Genomic DNA, 19,508 nt, shown 5'->3' with positions numbered 1-19,508 from the left:
ATCACAATTTAGAATTTTGGAATAACCGTTTAAATTTGATTACAAACCCGGCTGCATCCGGATAATCTATTCTAATTCTGCTAATTTTTTTTCAATCGCCTCTTCGGTCATAAAGCTGCACATACTGTGGTTGTTGACCAGCATAACGGGGGCATCGCCACATGCGCCCATGCATTCGCCTTCGACAAGGGTGAATTTTCCGTCGGGCGTGGTTTCGCCGTAGCCGATACCGAGTTTTTGTTTGAGGTATTCGCCGGTTGCCATACCGCCGCGCAGGGCGCAGGGCAGGTTAGTACAAACGGTCAGTTTGTATTTGCCGACAGGCTCAAGGTCGTACATATTGTAGAAGGTAGCGACTTCGTAGGCTTGTGCAGGCGAGATGCCGATATAGTCTGCGACAAAGGCGATGGTCTCGGGAGCAAGCCAGCCTTTTTCGGTCTGGGCGATACGCAATGCGCCCATAATGGCGGATCGGCATTGGTCGGCAGGATATTTCGCCAACTCTATGTCGATTTGTTTTAAGGATTCTGTGGATAACATCTTGTAATCCTAAATTAGGTTTTTTTTGGAATTTCAGGCAGCCTGAAAACAAATTTAAACGGTTAAATCCACTCTTCGTTTTGTAAATGATTTCACTACGGCTTCATACCATTGTTTAATGGTTTGAGTAGTTTCCACATCATCACGTACGCAACGATTTAATGTACCACGAGCTTGTTTTAATATTTTCGGTTCAATCGCCCAATCTAATACGCGAACAGGACGACGGTTAACAATCCATGCAGTTTCCAGATTAGCATCATCGGTAACTTTATATGCCCCACCGGTAATTTGGACAAGCGCAATCAATTCTTGACCGCGTTTTAGCGCAACAATGTCATTAACCTGCATTTCATTGATAAATGCGGCAATTTGACCTTTTCCACCTTCCCATTGTCCCAAACCGATAATTTTTTTGTGTTCCAAAATCCAATCAATGTTCTCAGAGAACTCCATTTCATCGGTTGGATGCATCTGCATATGCCAAAATTTCATGCTTTTTATTCCTAATAATTTTTTCAGGCAGTCTGAAAAGTACAGGCTGCTTTTTTACAGCTTTATCTGTCTACTTCGCCAAACACAATATCCTGCGTGCCGATAATCGCCACCACATCAGCCAGCATGTGGCCTTTTGCCATTTCGTCCATGCCTTGTAGGTGGGCGAAGCCGGGTGCGCGGATTTTCAGGCGGTAGGGTTTGTTTGCGCCGTCTGAAATGATATAAACGCCGAACTCGCCTTTTGGGTGTTCGACAGCGGTGTAGGTCTCGCCCTCGGGAACGTGCATACCTTCGGTAAAGAGTTTGAAATGGTGAATTAGGTCTTCCATACCTGTTTTCATTTCAGTACGTTTGGGCGGAGCGAATTTGTGGTTTACGGTAATGACCGGACCCGGATTAACACGCAACCACTCGGAACATTGTTTGATGATGCGTACGGATTGACGCATTTCTTCCATACGGCAGAGGTAGCGGTCGTAGCAGTCGCCGTTCACACCGACGGGAATATCGAAATCCATTTTGTCGTACACTTCATACGGCTGTTTCTTACGCACGTCCCATTCCACGCCCGAACCGCGCAGCATCACGCCGGTAAAGCCTTTTTGCATGGCGCGCTCGGGGGAGACGACGCCGATGCCGACGGTACGCTGTTTCCAAATACGGTTGTCGGTCAGGAGGGTTTCGAGTGTATCGATGTTTTTCGGGAAACGTTCGCAGAAGGCATCGATAAAGTCGAGCATCGTGCCTTCGCGGGATTCATTGAGCTGCTTCAATACTTTGGCGTTGCGGAATTTGCTGCTCTCGTATTTGGGCATGAAGTCGGGCAGGTCGCGGTAAACGCCGCCGGGACGGAAGTAGGCGGCGTGCATACGCGCACCGGACACGGCTTCATACAAGTCCATCAGCTCTTCGCGGTCGCGGAAGGCGTAAAGAATGGCGGTCATCGCGCCGATGTCGAAGGCATGCGAACCGATACCCATCAGATGATTGAGGATGCGCGTTACTTCGGCGAACATGACGCGGATGTATTGGGCGCGGATAGGCACATCGATACCGGCGAGCTTTTCTACTGCCAAACAATACGCCTGCTCGTTGACCATCATGGAAACGTAGTCCAAGCGGTCCATATAGGGCAGGGCTTGCAGATAGGTTTTGGTTTCCGCCAGTTTTTCGGTGCCGCGATGCAGGAGGCCGATATGCGGGTCGGCACGGACGATGGTTTCGCCCTCCAACTCCAAAATCATGCGCAATACGCCGTGCGCCGCAGGGTGTTGCGGACCGAAGTTGATGGTGTAGTTTCTTAATTTATTGGCCACCGTAGTTCTCCTCACGGACGATACGCGGCGTGATCTCGCGCGGCTCAATGGTAACAGGTTGGTAAATCACGCGTTTTTGCTCTTCGTCGTAACGCATTTCCACATAGCCGGAAATCGGGAAGTCTTTGCGGAACGGATGTCCGACGAAACCGTAATCGGTCAGGATGCGGCGCAAGTCCGAGTGGTTGTTAAACATAATGCCGTACATATCGAAGGCTTCGCGTTCGTACCAATCCGCACTGTTGTAAATATCGACTACGGATTCGACTACGGGGAAGTCGTCGTCTGAAACCCAGACGCGTACGCGGATGCGTTGATTGTTTTTAACGGAAAGCAGCTGACTGACGACAGCAAAGCGTTTGCCCTGCCATGCTTCGTTTTTGTAAGTGCTGTAATCGACACCGCACAAATCGACCAAAAGCTCAAAATGCAGTTCTTCATGGTCGCGCAATGCGGTCATGACGGAAATATAGTGTTCGGGCAGACACTCGACGGTAATCTCGCCCAAAGCTGAAATGACTTTGCTTGCCTGATCGCCAAGCACACCGACGACGGTCTCGTATAAGTTTTGAATGCTTGCCATATCGTCCTCTCCTTACTCGTCACGCGCGATGGTGGAAGTGCGCTTGATTTTTTGTTGGAGCTGAATCAGGCCGTAAATCAGGGCTTCCGCAGTCGGCGGACAACCCGGCACATAAACGTCTACCGGCACGACACGGTCGGCACCGCGCACAACGGAATAAGAATAGTGATAATAGCCGCCGCCGTTGGCACACGAGCCCATAGACAATACCCAGCGTGGCTCGGCGAGCTGGTCGTATACGCGGCGCAGGGCGGGCGCCATTTTATTGGTCAGCGTACCCGCCACAATCATCAGGTCGGCCTGACGTGGGGACGGACGGAAAATGATACCGAAACGGTCAAGGTCATAACGCGCCATACCCGCGTGCATCATTTCCACGGCGCAGCAGGCCAAGCCGAAAGTAACCGGCCACAATGAACCGGTACGCATATAGTTCAACACCGTATCCGCGCTGGTGGTGATGAAACCTTTTTTCAAAACGCCTTCTATTCCCATTCCAGCGCACCTTTTTTCCATTCGTAAATAAAGCCTACCGTCAGGACGACGATAAACACCAGCATAGACCAGAAGCCGTACGCGCCCAAATCTTTGAACACGACTGCCCACGGCAACATAAACGCAACCTCCAAATCAAACAGGATAAAGAGGATGGCGACGAGGTAATAACGTACGTCGAACTTCATCCTTGCGTTTTCAAAGGCTTCGAAACCGCATTCGTAAGGCGCGTCTTTTTCGGCGTAGTGGCGTTTCGGGCCCAAAATTGTGCCGAGCAGGATAAACAGCACGCCGGCCGCGAGGCCGACGAGGATAAAGACAAAGACGGGAAAGTAAGCGGACAACATGGTTACACCCAAATCCGTTAACAAAATTTCTACAATAATTTCGTATTTTAGCGAATTTCAAAAACCATTAAAAGGTAAATATCGGCAAAACGCCCAAAAAAACCCAATAAATACAATTATGTTATGATAACGATTCTTATTTGATTTCAAGAACGCCAGACCGTCTGTTTCGCGCCAATCCTATAAAAACAAAACGTTTCTATCTTTATTACTGCCTTCGTACAGACCGGCACGGTAAAACCGCGCGACAAGCGTTCTGTTTTCATATTACCGTTTCACAAATATCACCCTACCATGCAAAAAAATGCCGTCTGAAAACCTTTCAGACGGCATCGGTATAGTGGTTTGAATTTAAACCACTATATCCGGCGGAAAGCGTTATCGGAGGGATTGCAGAGCTTCGCGCACACCGGCTTTGAGTTCTGCGCCGAAGCGTCTGCCCAAGATTCTGCCGAAATCGTCCTTCGGGGTGTAATTCACCACATCGGGGGCTTTGACCACGTCTCGCGCCACGCTGTAAATATTGCCGAGCCCGTCCACCAGCCCGACTTTCAGCGCGTCTGCGCCCGTGTACACGCGACCGCTGAACACGTCGGGATATTGTCGGAATTTGAGGCGGCCGCCGCGTCCGGTTTTGACGGCTTTGATAAATTCTCCATGTATGCCGGCCAGCATTTCTTCCCAGATTTTCGACTGTTCGGGCGTTTCGGGCGAAAACGGATCGCCCATGCCTTTGTTGCTGCCCGCAATTTTAACCCTGCGTTTCACGCCGATTTTTTCCATCAGGCCGGTCGCGTCGAAACTGCTGCCGATAACGCCGATGCTGCCGACGATGCTGGACGGGTCGGCATAGATTTTGTCCGCCGCCGCCGCGATGTAGTAGCAGCCGGACGCGCACATATCCTCCGCCACGAGATAAACGGGGATGCCGGGGTGCTGCGCCTTCAGACGGCGTATTTCTTCAAAAGCGGTATTGGAGACGACGGGCGAACCGCCGGGGCTGTTGGCGCGGATGACGATGGCTTTTGCCTGCGGGTTTTTATAGGCGGCCTCCATACCGTCTTTGAGTTTTTTGACCTGGTCTTCTACGCCGTTGCCGATTTCGCCGTACAGGTTGACGACTGCGGTATGCGGCGTGTTGCCCGCCAACTGCAATGCGGCTTCGTCTTTTCGGAAAATGCCTGCAATCAGGGCAACCAGAATCAGGGTGCTGACGGCGCGCCAGATGTTTTTCCACATCCGCTCCCTGCGCCTGTCCCGATAGGCGGACAGCAGCACTTCGCGCATGATGTCGCGCTCCCATAAGGTTTCCCCCGCATTTTTTGCTTCGGGTGCTTCGTTTTCTCTTCTGATTCGGTATTGCATGGTTTTCCTTAAATATCGTCCGATTTGGGCAAACGGTTTTCAGTTTACCCGATTTTTCAGCTCTGCTCCCAATCCGTCCAAGCTGTGCAACACTTCCGCCCACGCCGCGTCCAAAAGGTTGACGGCTTCTCCTTCGGCTTTGATGCCGAACTCAATGTGCGGTTTGACCTGCGTGCCGTCTGAATGCGTCCAACCGACGCTGGGCAGGCTGTACGAACGCACGCCGGGATAAGTTTGCTCGATATGCTCCATAATCGGCGTAATGCGCGATTCGGGCTGCTCAAACACATACACGCTGCGGCTGCCGCGTTCGGTTTGGTTGAAGCGGTCGGCGTAATAAGTATTCAAAACCCATTCGGCCATCGGGTGCGCCATCACGGGGAAGCCGGGGAAGAAATAATGCTCGCGGATGGAAAATCCGGCGATGTTGTTAAACGGATTGGGCACTAATTCCGCGCCTGCGGGAAAGTCCGCCATTTTCAGACGTTGGGCGTGTTCCGGCGAATCAAGCGGCTCGCCGCGTTTCTGGGTTACGCCTTCGATGAACTTGGCGGCTTCGGGATGGCGGACGACGGGCAAATCCAAAGCAGCCGCTGCGGCTTGGCGCGTGTGGTCGTCGGGCGTAGCGCCGATGCCGCCGGTAACAAACGTCGGTATGCCGTCTGAAAAGCTGCGGCGCAGTTGCCTGACCAGCAAATCGGGTTCGTCGGGCAGGTATTGCACCTGATTGAGCTTCAGCCCTTTGGATTCGAGCAGGGATTTAAAAAAGGCGAAATGCTTGTCTTGGCGGCTGCCGTGCAGGATTTCGTCGCCGATGATGATGAGGTTGAACAAATGCTGTCGGTCTTTCATAATCTTTCCTTCTGCCTAAAGGCTATTCATGATTTCCCATGATTACTGTTCCAATATTGCTTATTAGGTAAATCAAATGGGAAATATGTTGTTATTGTTGTTGCAAAAGATGGGCCGTATAAGGATAAAGTCATTGCAAGCTTTATACCAGATAATAATCAATTAAACCTAATTAGTGATAACTAAATGAAAATAATAGATTTTTTAAAAAATTGTGGTACTGACCAGTTTTCTATATTGTGTTATGGTATTTTTTTAAAAGAAGACAGAAATCATGAAAATATAAAGCAATGGGAATCTAGATCACGTTGCATTAAATCTGAAAAATATATTCTTGAAAATAATGAGTGGAAATATGATATTTTTTTAACAGAATCTTATTTTTTATATTCCAAAAATATTGATTTATTTAATGTAATTAAAGATGAAATACTAAATATCAATCAGCTTAAACCAATAGCTATAATATGCATGTTTGATGGTGCTTTCTCAGATTTTAATTATCTGAAGAATATAGATATAATTCAACAAACTTATGCATTCTGGTCAAAAGATATTGGTTTGTATATTGCTGAAGATACAGATACCCTACAATCAAATGAATGGAGTGAAAAAATTATATATCTATATAACCATATAGATATATAACAAGCATAGCCAGCGTAGCCAGTCTGTCTGATAGCAAGCGTGGGTGCTCGCACTCACGCGTTCTCTTTTTCGCTGTTAATCCGCTTTCAGGCAGCCTTAAAACCACTTACACTTACCTTTTTTTGTTTTACCCCCCCTCTAAACTATGCCCACCATCTCAACCCTAAACATCATCTCCCCTAAACTCTACCCCAATGAACAATGGAACGAAAGCGAAGCACTCGGTGCCATCACTTGGCTATGGTATAGGTGCAACGGATAGGAGAGACTCATGTTTGCAATCGGCATTGTTGCGTTTTTCATGTTCATTATCAGCCTTTTTGTGTGTACGTTTGTGCTGATTATTCAGTATTTGATTATTCGCCGTAAAATTCATCAAGACAAACGTGCAGTCAATTTTCGCGCCAAATATGCTACGCTTTCCACATTTTTTATACAATGGGTTGTTCTGAGCGCATTCAGCTCCTTACCTGCAAACCGTATGATTTTTTCACTGGCAGTCTTTACGGATATTTTACTTGGTTTTTTGTGGTTGTTTTTTGTTGCAACCAATGCAGATAAAATGTGGCGTTTGACTGGGCAAAAAGGCTACTTGTTGTGGCCTTTGGCAGCTGCTTCGGTTTGGGCAGCATGCTTCATTGTATTCAGCTACGGATAGCGTCTCAATAATTGCGGACAAATGCCGTCTGAAAACCTGAATGCTTTTTCAGGCGGCATCAAACTAGATTATCTCATCTATTTATAAGATAATGATTTCAACTTTTCAAGTCTGAAGGAATCCCAATGAGCCAAAACCATACCATTTTACAAAATCTCCCCGTCGGTCAGAAAGTCGGCATCGCCTTCTCCGGCGGCCTTGATACCTCTGCCGCGCTGTTGTGGATGAAACTCAAAGGCGCGCTGCCTTACGCCTACACCGCCAACCTTGGTCAGCCCGACGAAGACGACTACAACGCCATTCCCAAAAAAGCGATGGAATACGGTGCGGAAAACGCCCGCTTAATCGACTGCCGCGCGCAGTTGGCACACGAAGGCATCGCCGCTATCCAATGCGGTGCGTTCCACGTTTCCACCGGCGGCATCGCCTATTTCAACACCACGCCTCTGGGCCGCGCCGTAACCGGCACGATGCTTGTTTCCGCAATGAAAGAAGACGATGTGAATATTTGGGGCGACGGCAGCACCTACAAAGGCAACGACATCGAGCGTTTCTACCGCTACGGTTTGCTCACCAATCCCGCGCTGAAAATCTACAAACCCTGGCTCGACCAGCAATTTATCGACGAACTCGGCGGCCGTCACGAAATGAGCGAATTTCTGATTGCCAACGGCTTCAACTACAAAATGTCGGTTGAAAAAGCCTACTCCACCGATTCCAATATGCTCGGCGCGACCCACGAAGCCAAAGACTTGGAATTTTTGAACTCGGGCATCAAAATCGTCAAACCCATTATGGGCGTTGCCTTTTGGGACGAAAACGTCGAAATCGAACCCGAAGAAGTCAGCGTGCGCTTTGAAGAAGGCGTACCGGTTGCACTGAACGGCAAAGAATACGCTGATCCCGTCGAACTCTTCCTCGAAGCCAACCGCATCGGCGGCCGCCACGGTCTGGGTATGAGCGACCAAATCGAAAACCGCATCATCGAAGCCAAATCGCGCGGCATCTACGAAGCCCCGGGAATGGCGTTGTTCCACATCGCCTACGAGCGTTTGGTGACCGGTATCCACAACGAAGACACCATCGAACAATACCGCATCAACGGCCTGCGCCTCGGACGTTTGCTCTACCAAGGCCGCTGGTTCGACAGCCAAGCCCTGATGTTGCGCGAAACCGCCCAACGCTGGGTTGCCAAAGCCATTACCGGCGAAGTAACCCTCGAATTGCGTCGCGGCAACGACTACTCGATTCTGAACACCGAATCGCCCAACCTGACCTACCAACCCGAACGCCTGAGTATGGAAAAAGTCGAAGACGCAGCGTTCACACCGCTCGACCGTATCGGACAACTGACTATGCGCAACCTCGACATTACCGACACCCGCGCCAAACTGGGCATTTACTCGCAAAGCGGTTTGTTGGCATTGGGCGAAGGTTCGGTATTGCCGCAGTTGGGTAATAAGCAATAAGTTTCACCGCATTGCATCGCTGCAATTTAAGGGATTGTCTGAAAAGGCAATCCCTCAATTAAAGGAATCCTATGTTTCAACACACAGGGCGGCACATAAAGCACCGCCCTATGTGTCGTCCTGATTTGGAAGGGGTTGCGCCCCTCCCAAATAAAGTCTAATTCTACCGCCTTAAAGGGCGGGGTTTAAACCGAAAAGGAAATACGATGAAAGAATACAAAGTCATCATTTATCAGGAAAGCCTGTTGTCCAGCCTGTTTTTCGGCGCGGCAAAGGTTAACCCCATCAAATTCAGCGAGTTCCTCAATAAACAAACCCCCGAAGGCTGGCGGGTTGTAACGATGGAAAAAGATTTGCGCCGTATGCTGCTGTTTTTCAAACGCGAGGCCTACGTCGTCATTTTGGAGCGGGATCGTGTTTAAGCTCGGCGTTTATACCTGTCTCGGACTGTTTGCCGGCTGGGTGCTGCTGCTGATCGTGCAACTCTGGTTTTCTTTTCTCGAAGCGGAATTGTTTTTCAAAATCACACTGACTATGGCGGGGCTGTTTGTCATCATCCTCGCCGCCCTGCTGGTATGCGGCCAGTATTTTTCCGAAAAGAAAATGAAAGACGACGGGTTTATCAACTGATGCGGATTTAAACCGGATCCGCGACCCAAACATCACAATGCCGTCTGAACGCCCCCGCTTCAGACGGCATACCGTTTCCGCAAGCCCTTTCAGCACATAAGGCACATCCTGTTGTACCGCACCGATTCGGAAAGGCAATGCCTTTCCCCAAACCGGCCCGAACCCTGCCGCCCCGAAGAGCGGGGGTTCAAGGCATTATCGCCCTGCTGCTGCCGGTTGGAACCGGCGGAGTGTTAAAACACAGCCGTTGAAAAACAGGCCGTCTGAACATTCAGACGGCCTGTGCTTTATTTTCATATTTCAACAGATCGGAAAAGGCGGGCGGAAATACCCGGCATTCCGGCTGCTGCCGACGGTTTCCCCGGCAGGCTGCGGAATGCCGCCGATACGCGCGGCAATTCCAGTGCCGGATTTTGGGATGCCGCCTTTTTCGGGGGGCTTGTTTGATGATTTGAACGCGTCGTCCCACCGTAATGAATACCTGCGCTTCAGACGGCATCAGCATCAATCCTGCTCTTTTTTGCCGGCAAACACGCCGAATCCGCCCTTTTCCGCATCTGTCGGGCGATAGCTGTATTTTCCCGCCACTTCCTCGCCGGCCGGGCCGTAAAACCTTCCGGAAACATCCCCGCCGCCATTTTCCGTCCAAGTCCCCTTAAAGCCGTTTCCATCGATGACGGCTTTGAATTTTTGCGTACCCATATGCAAATCATCGCCGCTGTCGATAATGCCGTCCACAGATTTGCTGCCGAAATCGACTTTTGCGGCAAACCTGCCCCTGGTCGGGTACGAACGACCGTTTTCCGTATGGAAATGCAGCACTTCGCCGTTGTACACGGCCGCGCCCGCAAGCATTTCGCCTTTTGCCGGTTCGCCTTGCACACGGAGGGCATACGATCCGCCGGGCAATTTTTCCGCCCCGTAAGTCAGATACCGGTAATTCCCTTCGGGCGCGAAGATATTGCCGGAATGCCCCGTCAGGCTGACCGCTTCCCCATCGACAATCAGCGTATCGGCCTGATTGACGGGAATCAGCGGCATCTCGGCAGGAAGCGACCTCCTCGACCGTGCAGAACGGGTAGGGGGTTTGTCCGTATAGAAGATGATATATTTGTTAGTTCCTTCCATTTTGACTGTTGTAGCGACCAAACCGACAAATTTATCTTCCCCATCTTTCTTGTAGTTACTTATTTTGTCTTCATCACTTAATTTTTCAAATTCTGATTTTGACGGTGCTTCTTCATCCAATAAATTATCACCATTACAAGAATCGCCTTTACAGTGGGTCAACGTTATATTTTGCGACGGCCCGTCAATCAAAACGCCATTGCCCACGTTCGTCCTTCCAAAATCGCCGCCGCCATTCGTGGCGTTAGGATTGGTTGAAGGGGCAGGATTTTGAGAGCCGCCGACTTGATTGTTTTCAGCTTGATCTGCCGTATTGCCGGCATTTTCCCCGCCTGCCGACGGATCGTCCCCCTGCATTCCGTCCGCCGCATTTGCCATACCCGGTTGGTTTGCCGGTTGCACCGATTCCCCGTTATCCGGTGCTTGGTTTCCCATATCCCCGTCCGGCATATTCGGAGCCGGGGTGTGATTCGGTGTCAAACTATCTGTATCGGCGGCTTTTTGCGGCATATCATCTTGCGCCCCCTCGTCTTCATTTTTGGGATTATCCGCTGTTGCCGCACCGCCATTGCCTGTATTTTCTTCCGAAACCGCCGCCATATCTTGACTGCCTTGTGCGGATGGCGCGCCCTGTCCTTGAGAACCTGCCTGTGGCGCATCTTCCTTTGCCTCTGTCTCTTTTTCAGAAACAACAGGGGCGGCAGGTTTTGACAGCGTGTCCGCCGACTTGACATCGGGCGATCCGCCACCGCCGCCCCCGCAGGCTGAAAGGGCAAAAATACAAGCCATTGCGATTACGCTGCGTTTAAACATCATCATCTCCTTCATCGTATTTCCTTTTTGGTTTAAACCCCGCCACTTGGACATCCGTCCTTCGGGGCGGTGGAATCAGACTTTATTTGGGAAGGGCGCAACCCTTCCAAATCAGGGCAACACATAGGGCGGTGCTTTATGTGCCGCCCTGTGTGTTGAAACATATTCAATAAATATTGTTTCCGCCGTATGCCTATAAAATTGTAAAAATATGCCGTCTGAACGCCAAACGGGCTTCAGACGGCATAGCTTGGTTTATTCCGCCCGGTTCCTCTGTCGGCCCAAATCGGCGGCAGCGGTAAACAAAACGTCGGTCGAAGAGTTCAACGCCGTTTCTGCAGAGTCTTGAATCACGCCGATGATGAAGCCGACGGCAACCACCTGCATGGCCACATCGTTATCGATACCGAACAGGCTGCACGCCAAAGGAATCAGCAGCAGCGAACCGCCCGCCACGCCGGATGCACCGCACGCGCTGACAGTTGCCACCAGGCTCAGCAGCAGGGCAGTGGCGAAGTCAACCGTAATGCCTTGCGTGTGCGCCGCCGCCATAGCCAAAACGGTAATCGTAATCGCCGCACCTCCCATATTGACGGTCGCCCCCAACGGGATGGAAATCGAATAAGTGTCTTCGTGCAGCCCCAGTTTTTTCGCCAAAGCCATATTCACGGGGATATTGGCGGCGGAAGAACGGGTAAAGAAGGCATACACGCCGCTTTCGCGCAGGCAGGTAAACACCAGCGGATAAGGGTTGCGGCGGATTTTCCACCACACGATGGCGGGATTGACCGCCAGCGCAATAAACGCCATACAGCCCAACAGCACCGCAAGCAGCTTCGCGTAACCCGCCAGCGCGCCGAAACCCGTCTCCGCGATTGTGGACGACACCAGCCCGAAAATGCCCAAAGGTGCAAAGCGGATAATCCACTTCACAACGGTAGAAACCGCTTCCGCCAAATCGGCGACGACCTGCCGCGTTACGTCCGAACCATGATTCCGCAACGCCGCGCCCAAAACCAAAGCCCAAGCCAAAATGCCGATATAGTTGGCATTGGCAATCGCGTTAATCGGGTTGGCGACCAGGTTCATCAGCAGCGATTTCAACACTTCCACAATGCCGGAAGGCGGCGCGGCGGACACATCGCCCGCGCCCGCCAAAACAATGTGCGTCGGGAAAACCATACCGGCGATGACGGCGGTCAGGGCTGCGGAAAACGTGCCGATGAGGTAAAGGACGATAATCGGCCTGATATGCGCCTTGTTGCCTTTTTGGTGCTGCGCGATTGTGGCCGCCACCAAAATAAATACCAAAACCGGCGCGACCGCTTTGAGCGCGCCGACAAACAGGCTGCCGAACAAGCCTGCCGCCAAGCCCAGTTGCGGTGAAACCGAACCGATTACGATGCCCAACGCCAAACCGGCGGCAATCTGCCTGACCAGGCTGACGCGGCCGATCGCATGAAATAAGGATTTGCCGAATGCCATAATTCTTCCTTATGTTGTGATATGTTAAAAAATGTTGTATTTTAAAAGAAAACTCATTCTCTGTGTTTTTTTATTTTTCGGCTGTGTTTTATCATTCGGCGCGACGGCTTGATTTGTTGGACAAAAATAAATTTATTTAATCCCGTTTATTTTCCGGCACTATCCCGAAACGCAGCCTGTTTTCCATATGCGGATTGGAAACAAAATACCTTAAAACAAGCAGATACATTTCCGGCGGGCCGCAGCCGCCGAAATACCGGCGGCGGTATGCCGTCTGAAGCGTCCCGCCCCGTCCGAACAACACGAAAACGGCCGTTCGAAACCCCGTCCGAACAGTGTTAGAATCGAAAACCGCCCACACCGATGCACGACACCCGTACCATTATGATCAAACCGACCGCCCTGCTCCTGCCGGCTTTATTTTTCTTTCCGCACGCATACGCGCCTGCCGCCGACCTTTCCGAAAACAAGGCGGCGGGTTTCGCATTGTTCAAAAACAAAAGCCCCGACACCGAATCAGTCAAATTAAAACCCAAATTCCCCGTCCGCATCGACACGCAGGACAGTGAAATCAAAGATATGGTCGAAGAACACCTGCCGCTCATCACGCAGCAGCAGGAAGAAGTGTTGGACAAAGAGCAGACTGGCTTCCTCGCCGAAGAAGCGCCGGACAACGTTAAAACGATGCTCCGCAGCAAAGGCTATTTCAGCAGCAAAGTCAGCCTGACGGAAAAAGACGGGGCTTATACGGTGCACATCACACCGGGCCCGCGCACCAAAATCGCCAACGTCGGCGTCGCCATCCTCGGCGACATCCTTTCAGACGGCAACCTCGCCGAATACTACCGCAACGCGATGGAAAACTGGCAGCAGCCGGTAGGCAGCGATTTCGATCAGGACAGTTGGGAAAACAGCAAAACTTCCGTCCTCGGCGCGGTAACGCGCAAAGTCTACCCGCTTGCCAAGCTCGGCAACACCCGGGCGGCCGTCAATCCCGATACCGCCACCGCCGATTTGAACGTCGTCGTGGACAGCGGCCGCCCCATCGCCTTCGGCGACTTTGAAATCACCGGCACACAGCGTTACCCCGAACAAATCGTTTCCGGCCTGGCGCGCTTCCGACCGGGCACGCCCTACGACCTCGACCTACTGCTCGACTTCCAACAGGCGCTCGAACAAAACGGGCATTATTCCGGCGCGTCCGTACAGGCCGACTTCGACCGCCTCCAAGGCGACCGTGTCCCCGTCAAAGTCAGCGTAACCGAGGTCAAACGCCACAAGCTCGAAACCGGCATCCGCCTCGATTCGGAATACGGTTTGGGCGGCAAAATCGCCTACGACTATTACAACCTCTTCAACAAAGGCTATATCGGTTCGGTCGTCTGGGATATGGACAAATACGAAACCACGCTTGCCGCCGGCATCAGCCAGCCGCGCAACTACCGGGGAAACTACTGGACAAGCAACGTTTCCTACAACCGTTCGACCACCCAAAACCTCGAAAAACGCGCCTTCTCCGGCGGCATCTGGTATGTGCGCGACCGCGCGGGCATCGATGCCAGGCTGGGGGCGGAGTTTCTCGCAGAAGGCCGGAAAATCCCCGGCTCGGATGTCGATTTGGGCAACAGCCACGCCACGATGCTGACCGCCTCTTGGAAACGCCAGTTGCTCAACAACGCGCTGCACCCCGAAAACGGCCATTACCTCGACGGCAAAATCGGTACGACTTTGGGCACATTCCTGTCCTCCACCGCGCTGATCCGCGCTTCCGCCCGCGCAGGTTATTTCTTCACGCCCGAAAACAAAAAACTCGGCACGTTCATCATACGCGGCCAGGCGGGTTACACCATTGCCCGCGACAATGCCGACGTTCCTTCAGGGCTGATGTTCCGCAGCGGCGGCGCGTCTTCCGTGCGCGGTTACGAACTCGACAGCATCGGACTTGCCGGCCCGAACGGATCGGTCCTGCCCGAACGTACCCTCTTGGTGGGCAGCCTGGAATACCAACTGCCGTTTACGCGCACCCTGTCCGGCGCGGTGTTCCACGATATGGGCGATGCCGCCGCCAATTTCAAACGTATGGAGCTGAAACACGGTTCGGGACTGGGCGTACGCTGGTTCAGCCCGCTCGCGCCGTTTTCCTTCGACATCGCCTACGGGCACAGCGACAAGAAAATCCGCTGGCACATCAGCCTAGGAACGCGTTTCTAAACCGATACGGCCGCTTCAGACGGCATTGCAGCAAACTATTTTGAAACAGACATTATGACCGATACCGCACCGACAGATACCGATCCGACCGAAAACGACACGCGCAAAATGCCGTCTGAACACCGCCCTGCCCCGCCGGCAAAAAAACGCCGCCCGCTGCTGAAGCTGTCGGCGGCACTGCTGTCTGTCCTGATTTTGGCAGTATGTTTCCTCGGCTGGCTCGCCGGTACGGAATCCGGTTTGCGCTTCGGGCTGTACCAAATCCCGTCTTGGTTCGGCGTAAACATTTCCTCCCAAAACCTCAAAGGCACGCTGCTCGACGGCTTCGGCGGCGACAACTGGTCGATAGAAACCGAGGGTGCAGACCTTAAAATCAGCCGCTTCCGCTTCGCGTGGAAACCGTCCGAACTGATGCGCCGCAGCCTGCACATTACCGAAATTTCCGCCGGCGACATCGCCATCGTTACCAAACCGACTCCGCCTAAAGAAGAACGCCCGCCGCTCAGCCTTCCCGACAGCATAGACCTGCCTGCCGCCGTCTATCTCGACCGCTTCGAGACGGGCAAAATCAGCGCAGGCAAAACCTTTGACAAACAAACCGTCTATCTCGAACGGCTGGATGCTTCATACCGTTATGACATCAAAGGACACCGCCTCGACCTGAAGGCCGCCGACACGCCGTGGAGCAGTTCGTCGGGGGCTGCCTCGGTCGGCTTGAAAAAACCGTTTGCCCTCGATACCGCCATTTACACCAAAGGCGGACTTGAAGGCAAAACCATACACAGTACGGCGCGGCTGAGCGGCAGCCTGAAAGATGTGCGCGCCGAACTGACGATCGACGGCGGCAATATCCGCCTCTCGGGAAAATCCGTCATCCACCCGTTTGCCGAATCATTGGATAAAACATTGGAAGAAGTGCTGGTCAAAGGGTTCAACATCAACCCGGCCGCCTTCGTGCCTTCCCTGCCTGATGCCGGGCTGAATTTCGACCTGACCGCCATCCCGTCGTTTTCAGACGGCATCGCGCTGGAAGGCTCGCTCGATTTGGAAAACACCAAAGCCGGCTTTGCCGACCGCAACGGCATCCCCGTCCGTCAGGTTGTAGGCGGCTTTGTCATCCGGCAGGACGGCACGGTGCATATCGGCAATACGTCCGCCGCCCTGCTCGGACGGGGCGGCATCAGGCTGTCGGGCAAAATCGACACCGAAAAAGACATCCTCGATTTAAATATAGGCATCAACTCCGTCGGTGCGGAAGACGTGCTGCAAACCGCGTTCAAAGGCAGATTGGACGGCAGCATCGGCATCGGCGGCACGACCGCCTCGCCCAAAATCTCCTGGCAACTCGGCACCGGCACGGCGCGCACGGACGGCAGCCTCGCCATCGCAAGCGACCCCGCAAACGGACAGCGGAAACTGGTGTTCGACACCGTCAACATCGCCGCAGGGCAAGGCAGCCTGACCGCGCAAGGCTATCTCGAACTGTTTAAAGACCGCCTGCTCAAGCTGGACATCCGTTCCCGCGCATTCGACCCTTCGCGCATCGATCCGCAACTTCCGTCAGGCAATATCAACGGTTCGATTCATCTTGCCGGCGAACTGGCAAAAGAGAAATTTACGGGCAAAATGCGGTTTTTACCCGGCACGTTCAACGGCGTACCGATTGCCGGCAGTGCCGACATTGTTTACGAGTCCCGCCACCTTCCGCGTGCCGCCGTCGATTTGCGGCTGGGACAGAACATTATTAAAACAGACGGCGGCTTCGGCAAAAAAGGCGACCGGCTCAACCTCAATATCACTGCACCCGACCTCTCCCGTTTCGGTTTCGGACTCGCGGGGGCTTTAAATGTACGCGGACACCTTTCCGGCGATTTGGACGGCGGCATCCGAACCTTTGAAACTGACCTTTCCGGCACGGCGCGCAACCTGCACATCGACAAGGCGGCAGACATCCGTTCGCTCGATTTCACCCTCAGAGGCTCGCCCGACACAAGCCGCCCGATACGCGCCGACATCAAAGGCAGCCGCCTTTCCCTGTCGGGCGGCGCGGCGGTTGTCGATACCGCCGGCCTGACGCTGGAAGGCACGGGCGCGCAGCACCGCATCCGCACACACGCCGCCATGACGCTGGACGGCAAACCGTTCAAATTCGACTTGGACGCTTCAGGCGGCATCAACAGAGAACTTACCCGATGGAAAGGCAGCATCGGCATCCTCGACATCGGCGGCGCGTTCAACCTCAAGCTGCAAAACCGTATGACGCTCGAAGCCGGTACGGAACGCGTGGCGGCAAGTGCGGCAAATTGGCAGGCAATGGGCGGCAGCCTCAACCTGCAACACTTTTCTTGGGATAAAAAAACCGGCATATCGGCAAAAGGCGGCGCACGCGGACTGCACATCGCCGAGTTGCACAATTTCTTCAAACCGCCCTTCGAACACAATCTGGTTTTAAACGGCGACTGGGATGTCACCTACGGGCGCAACGCGCGCGGCTACCTCAATATCAGCCGGCAAAGCGGCGATGCCGTATTGCCCGGCGGTCAGGCTTTGGGTTTGAACGCATTTTCCCTGAAAACGCGCTTTCAAAACGACCGCATCGGAATCCTACTTGACGGCGGTGCGCGTTTCGGACGGATTAACGCCGATTTGGGCATCGGCAACGCCTTCGGCGGCAATATGGCAAATGCACCGCTCGGCGGCAGGATTACCGCGTCCCTTCCCGACTTGGACGTATTGAAGCCCTTTCTGCCCACCGCCGCGCAAAACATTACCGGCGGCCTGAATGCCTCCGCGCAAATCGGCGGACGGGTAGGCTCTCCGTCCGTCAACGCCGCCGTCAACGGCAGCAGCAACTACGGGAAAATCAACGGCAACATTACCGTCGGGCAAAGCCGCTCCTTCGATACCGCGCCTTTAGGCGGCAGGCTCAACCTGACCGTTGCCGATGCTGAAGCATTCCGCAACTTCCTGCCCGTCGGACAAACCGTCAAAGGCAGCCTGAATGCCGCCGTAACCCTCGGCGGCAGCATCGCCGATCCGCACTTGGGCGGCAGCATCAACGGCGACAAACTCTATTATCGCAACCAAACCCAAGGCATCATCTTGGACAACGGCTCGCTGCGTTCGCATATCGCGGGCAGGAAATGGGTAATCGACAGCCTGAAATTCCGGCACGAAGGGACGGCGGAACTCTCCGGCACGGTCGGTATGGAAAACAGCGGGCCCAATATCGATATCGGCGCAGTGTTCGACAAATACCGCATCCTGTCCCGCCCCAACCGCCGCCTGACGGTTTCCGGCAACACCCGCCTACGCTATTCGCCGCAAAAAGGCATATCCGTTACCGGGATGATTAAAACGGATCAGGGGCTGTTCGGTTCGCAAAAATCCTCGATGCCGTCCGTCGGCGACGATGTCGTCGTATTGGGCGAAGTCAAAAAAGAGGCAGCGGCACCGCTCCCCGTCAATATGAACCTGACTTTAGACCTCAATGACAGCATCCGCTTCGCCGGCTACGGCGCGGACGTTACCATAGGCGGCAAACTGACCCTGACCGCCCAACCGGGCGGAAGCGTGCGGGGTGTGGGCACGGTCCGCGTCATCAAAGGGCGTTACAAGGCATACGGGCAGGATTTGGACATTACCAAAGGCACGGTCTCCTTTGTCGGTCCGCTCAACGACCCCAACCTCAACATCCGCGCCGAACGCCGCCTTTCCCCCGTCGGTGCGGGCGTGGAAATATTGGGCAGCCTCAACAGCCCGCGCATTACGCTGACGGCAAACGAACCGATGAGTGAAAAAGACAAGCTCTCCTGGCTCATCCTCAACCGCGCCGGCAGCGGCAGCAGCGGCGACAATGCCGCCCTGTCCGCAGCCGCAGGCGCGCTGCTTGCCGGACAAATCAACGACCGCATCGGGCTGGTGGATGATTTGGGCTTTACCAGCAAGCGCAGCCGCAACGCGCAAACCGGCGAACTCAACCCCGCCGAACAGGTGCTGACCGTCGGCAAACAACTGACCGGCAAACTCTACATCGGCTACGAATACGGCATCTCCAGCGCGGAACAGTCCGTCAAACTGATTTACCGGCTGACCCGCGCCATACAGGCGGTTGCCCGTATCGGCAGCCTTTCGTCGGGCGGCGAGCTGACATACACCATACGTTTCGACCGCCTCTTCGGTTCGGACAAAAAAGACACCGCCGGAAACGGCAAAGAGAAATAAACGGTTTTCAGACGGCATGGCACTGTCCGCAGCCGTGCCGTCTGAAAGGCGCGCCGCCAAACCGGACATTTGAAAACCTGCTTTTCCGCCGTCCGCCTGCAAGGGAACAGAATCGATATAGGGAATTAACAAAAATCAGGACAAGGCGACGAAGCCGCAGACAGTACAAATAGCACGGAACCGATTCACTTGGTGCTTCAGCACCTTAGAGAATCGTTCTCTTTGAGCTAAGGCGAGGCAACGCCG

Annotated in this window: 17 protein-coding genes; 7 read left to right on the top strand and 10 right to left on the bottom strand. The window is 53.4% G+C overall.

Annotated features, from left to right (window positions below):
- Positions 1 to 66: 66 nt before the first annotated feature.
- From nuoE to Q9J80_RS08105, 8 genes are all read right to left on the bottom strand, one after another.
- Entirely contained in the window at positions 67 to 540 is a 474-nt protein-coding gene (nuoE, locus tag Q9J80_RS08140) for an NADH-quinone oxidoreductase subunit NuoE (RefSeq protein WP_304671496.1), read from the bottom strand.
- Positions 541 to 594: 54 nt separating this feature from the next.
- Complete coding sequence (locus tag Q9J80_RS08135; RefSeq protein WP_101130102.1) at positions 595 to 1,035, bottom strand: pyruvate kinase; 441 nt, start codon at positions 1,033 to 1,035, stop codon at positions 595 to 597.
- A 62-nt stretch (positions 1,036 to 1,097) separates the two neighbouring features.
- Complete coding sequence (gene nuoD / locus Q9J80_RS08130; protein ID WP_304671495.1) at positions 1,098 to 2,354, bottom strand: NADH dehydrogenase (quinone) subunit D; 1,257 nt, start codon at positions 2,352 to 2,354, stop codon at positions 1,098 to 1,100.
- Entirely contained in the window at positions 2,344 to 2,937 is a 594-nt protein-coding gene (locus Q9J80_RS08125; protein ID WP_304671494.1) for an NADH-quinone oxidoreductase subunit C, read from the bottom strand. Before Q9J80_RS08125 ends, nuoD begins: the two co-directional genes overlap by 11 nt.
- 12 nt (positions 2,938 to 2,949) lie before the next feature.
- Positions 2,950 to 3,432 carry a NuoB/complex I 20 kDa subunit family protein gene (locus tag Q9J80_RS08120; protein WP_002215610.1) on the bottom strand — a complete coding sequence of 161 codons (483 nt, stop codon included), beginning with the start codon at positions 3,430 to 3,432 and terminating at the stop codon, positions 2,950 to 2,952.
- The gene (locus tag Q9J80_RS08115) at positions 3,423 to 3,779 is read right to left on the bottom strand and encodes an NADH-quinone oxidoreductase subunit A (protein ID WP_002215607.1); all 357 of its coding nucleotides are present in this window, start codon (positions 3,777 to 3,779) and stop codon (positions 3,423 to 3,425) included. The genes Q9J80_RS08120 and Q9J80_RS08115 overlap by 10 nt, the downstream gene beginning before the upstream one ends.
- 378 nt (positions 3,780 to 4,157) lie before the next feature.
- Positions 4,158 to 5,144: a S49 family peptidase gene (locus Q9J80_RS08110; RefSeq protein ID WP_301673988.1), complete on the bottom strand. Its 987-nt coding sequence runs from the start codon at positions 5,142 to 5,144 to the stop codon at positions 4,158 to 4,160.
- Positions 5,145 to 5,183: 39 nt separating this feature from the next.
- Complete coding sequence (locus Q9J80_RS08105) at positions 5,184 to 5,996, bottom strand: competence/damage-inducible protein A (RefSeq protein WP_301673989.1); 813 nt, start codon at positions 5,994 to 5,996, stop codon at positions 5,184 to 5,186.
- 186 nt (positions 5,997 to 6,182) lie between these two features.
- On the opposite strand from Q9J80_RS08105, the gene Q9J80_RS08100 reads away from it, so the two are divergent.
- The 5 genes from Q9J80_RS08100 to Q9J80_RS08080 all read left to right on the top strand — a co-directional run bounded on the left by Q9J80_RS08100 (position 6,183) and on the right by Q9J80_RS08080 (position 9,401).
- Positions 6,183 to 6,644 carry a hypothetical protein gene (locus tag Q9J80_RS08100; protein WP_301673990.1) on the top strand — a complete coding sequence of 154 codons (462 nt, stop codon included), beginning with the start codon at positions 6,183 to 6,185 and terminating at the stop codon, positions 6,642 to 6,644.
- Between the two features lie 271 nt (positions 6,645 to 6,915).
- The gene (locus Q9J80_RS08095; RefSeq protein WP_301673991.1) at positions 6,916 to 7,302 is read left to right on the top strand and encodes a hypothetical protein; all 387 of its coding nucleotides are present in this window, start codon (positions 6,916 to 6,918) and stop codon (positions 7,300 to 7,302) included.
- Between the two features lie 125 nt (positions 7,303 to 7,427).
- Positions 7,428 to 8,771 carry an argininosuccinate synthase gene (argG, locus tag Q9J80_RS08090; protein ID WP_301673992.1) on the top strand — a complete coding sequence of 448 codons (1,344 nt, stop codon included), beginning with the start codon at positions 7,428 to 7,430 and terminating at the stop codon, positions 8,769 to 8,771.
- Between the two features lie 206 nt (positions 8,772 to 8,977).
- Positions 8,978 to 9,193 (top strand): DUF4177 domain-containing protein, encoded by a 216-nt coding sequence (locus Q9J80_RS08085; protein WP_002246537.1) that lies wholly within the window; start codon positions 8,978 to 8,980, stop codon positions 9,191 to 9,193.
- Positions 9,186 to 9,401 carry a hypothetical protein gene (locus Q9J80_RS08080; RefSeq protein ID WP_002248798.1) on the top strand — a complete coding sequence of 72 codons (216 nt, stop codon included), beginning with the start codon at positions 9,186 to 9,188 and terminating at the stop codon, positions 9,399 to 9,401. Before Q9J80_RS08085 ends, Q9J80_RS08080 begins: the two co-directional genes overlap by 8 nt.
- Positions 9,402 to 9,905: 504 nt before the next feature.
- Here Q9J80_RS08080 and Q9J80_RS08075 read toward each other — a convergent pair.
- On the bottom strand, positions 9,906 to 11,342 hold the full coding sequence (locus Q9J80_RS08075; protein ID WP_301674016.1) for a transferrin-binding protein-like solute binding protein: 1,437 nt from the start codon (positions 11,340 to 11,342) through the stop codon (positions 9,906 to 9,908).
- A 255-nt stretch (positions 11,343 to 11,597) separates the two neighbouring features.
- A complete protein-coding gene (sstT, locus tag Q9J80_RS08070; protein WP_301673993.1) occupies positions 11,598 to 12,827 on the bottom strand; it encodes a serine/threonine transporter SstT in 1,230 nt (409 codons plus the stop codon).
- Between the two features lie 363 nt (positions 12,828 to 13,190).
- Between sstT and Q9J80_RS08065 the strand changes: the two genes are divergently transcribed.
- Both Q9J80_RS08065 and Q9J80_RS08060 read left to right on the top strand, forming a co-directional pair.
- Positions 13,191 to 15,038: an autotransporter assembly complex protein TamA gene (locus tag Q9J80_RS08065; protein WP_301673994.1), complete on the top strand. Its 1,848-nt coding sequence runs from the start codon at positions 13,191 to 13,193 to the stop codon at positions 15,036 to 15,038.
- Between the two features lie 54 nt (positions 15,039 to 15,092).
- Complete coding sequence (locus Q9J80_RS08060) at positions 15,093 to 19,262, top strand: translocation/assembly module TamB domain-containing protein (RefSeq protein WP_301673995.1); 4,170 nt, start codon at positions 15,093 to 15,095, stop codon at positions 19,260 to 19,262.
- Positions 19,263 to 19,508 lie beyond the last annotated feature (246 nt).

This window comes from Neisseria blantyrii (genome assembly GCF_962747855.1).
Classification (GTDB): Bacteria; Pseudomonadota; Gammaproteobacteria; order Burkholderiales; family Neisseriaceae; genus Neisseria; species Neisseria viridiae.
The sequence above is the reverse complement of the archived record's forward strand: the minus strand, read 5'-3'. Positions and strand labels throughout refer to the sequence as shown.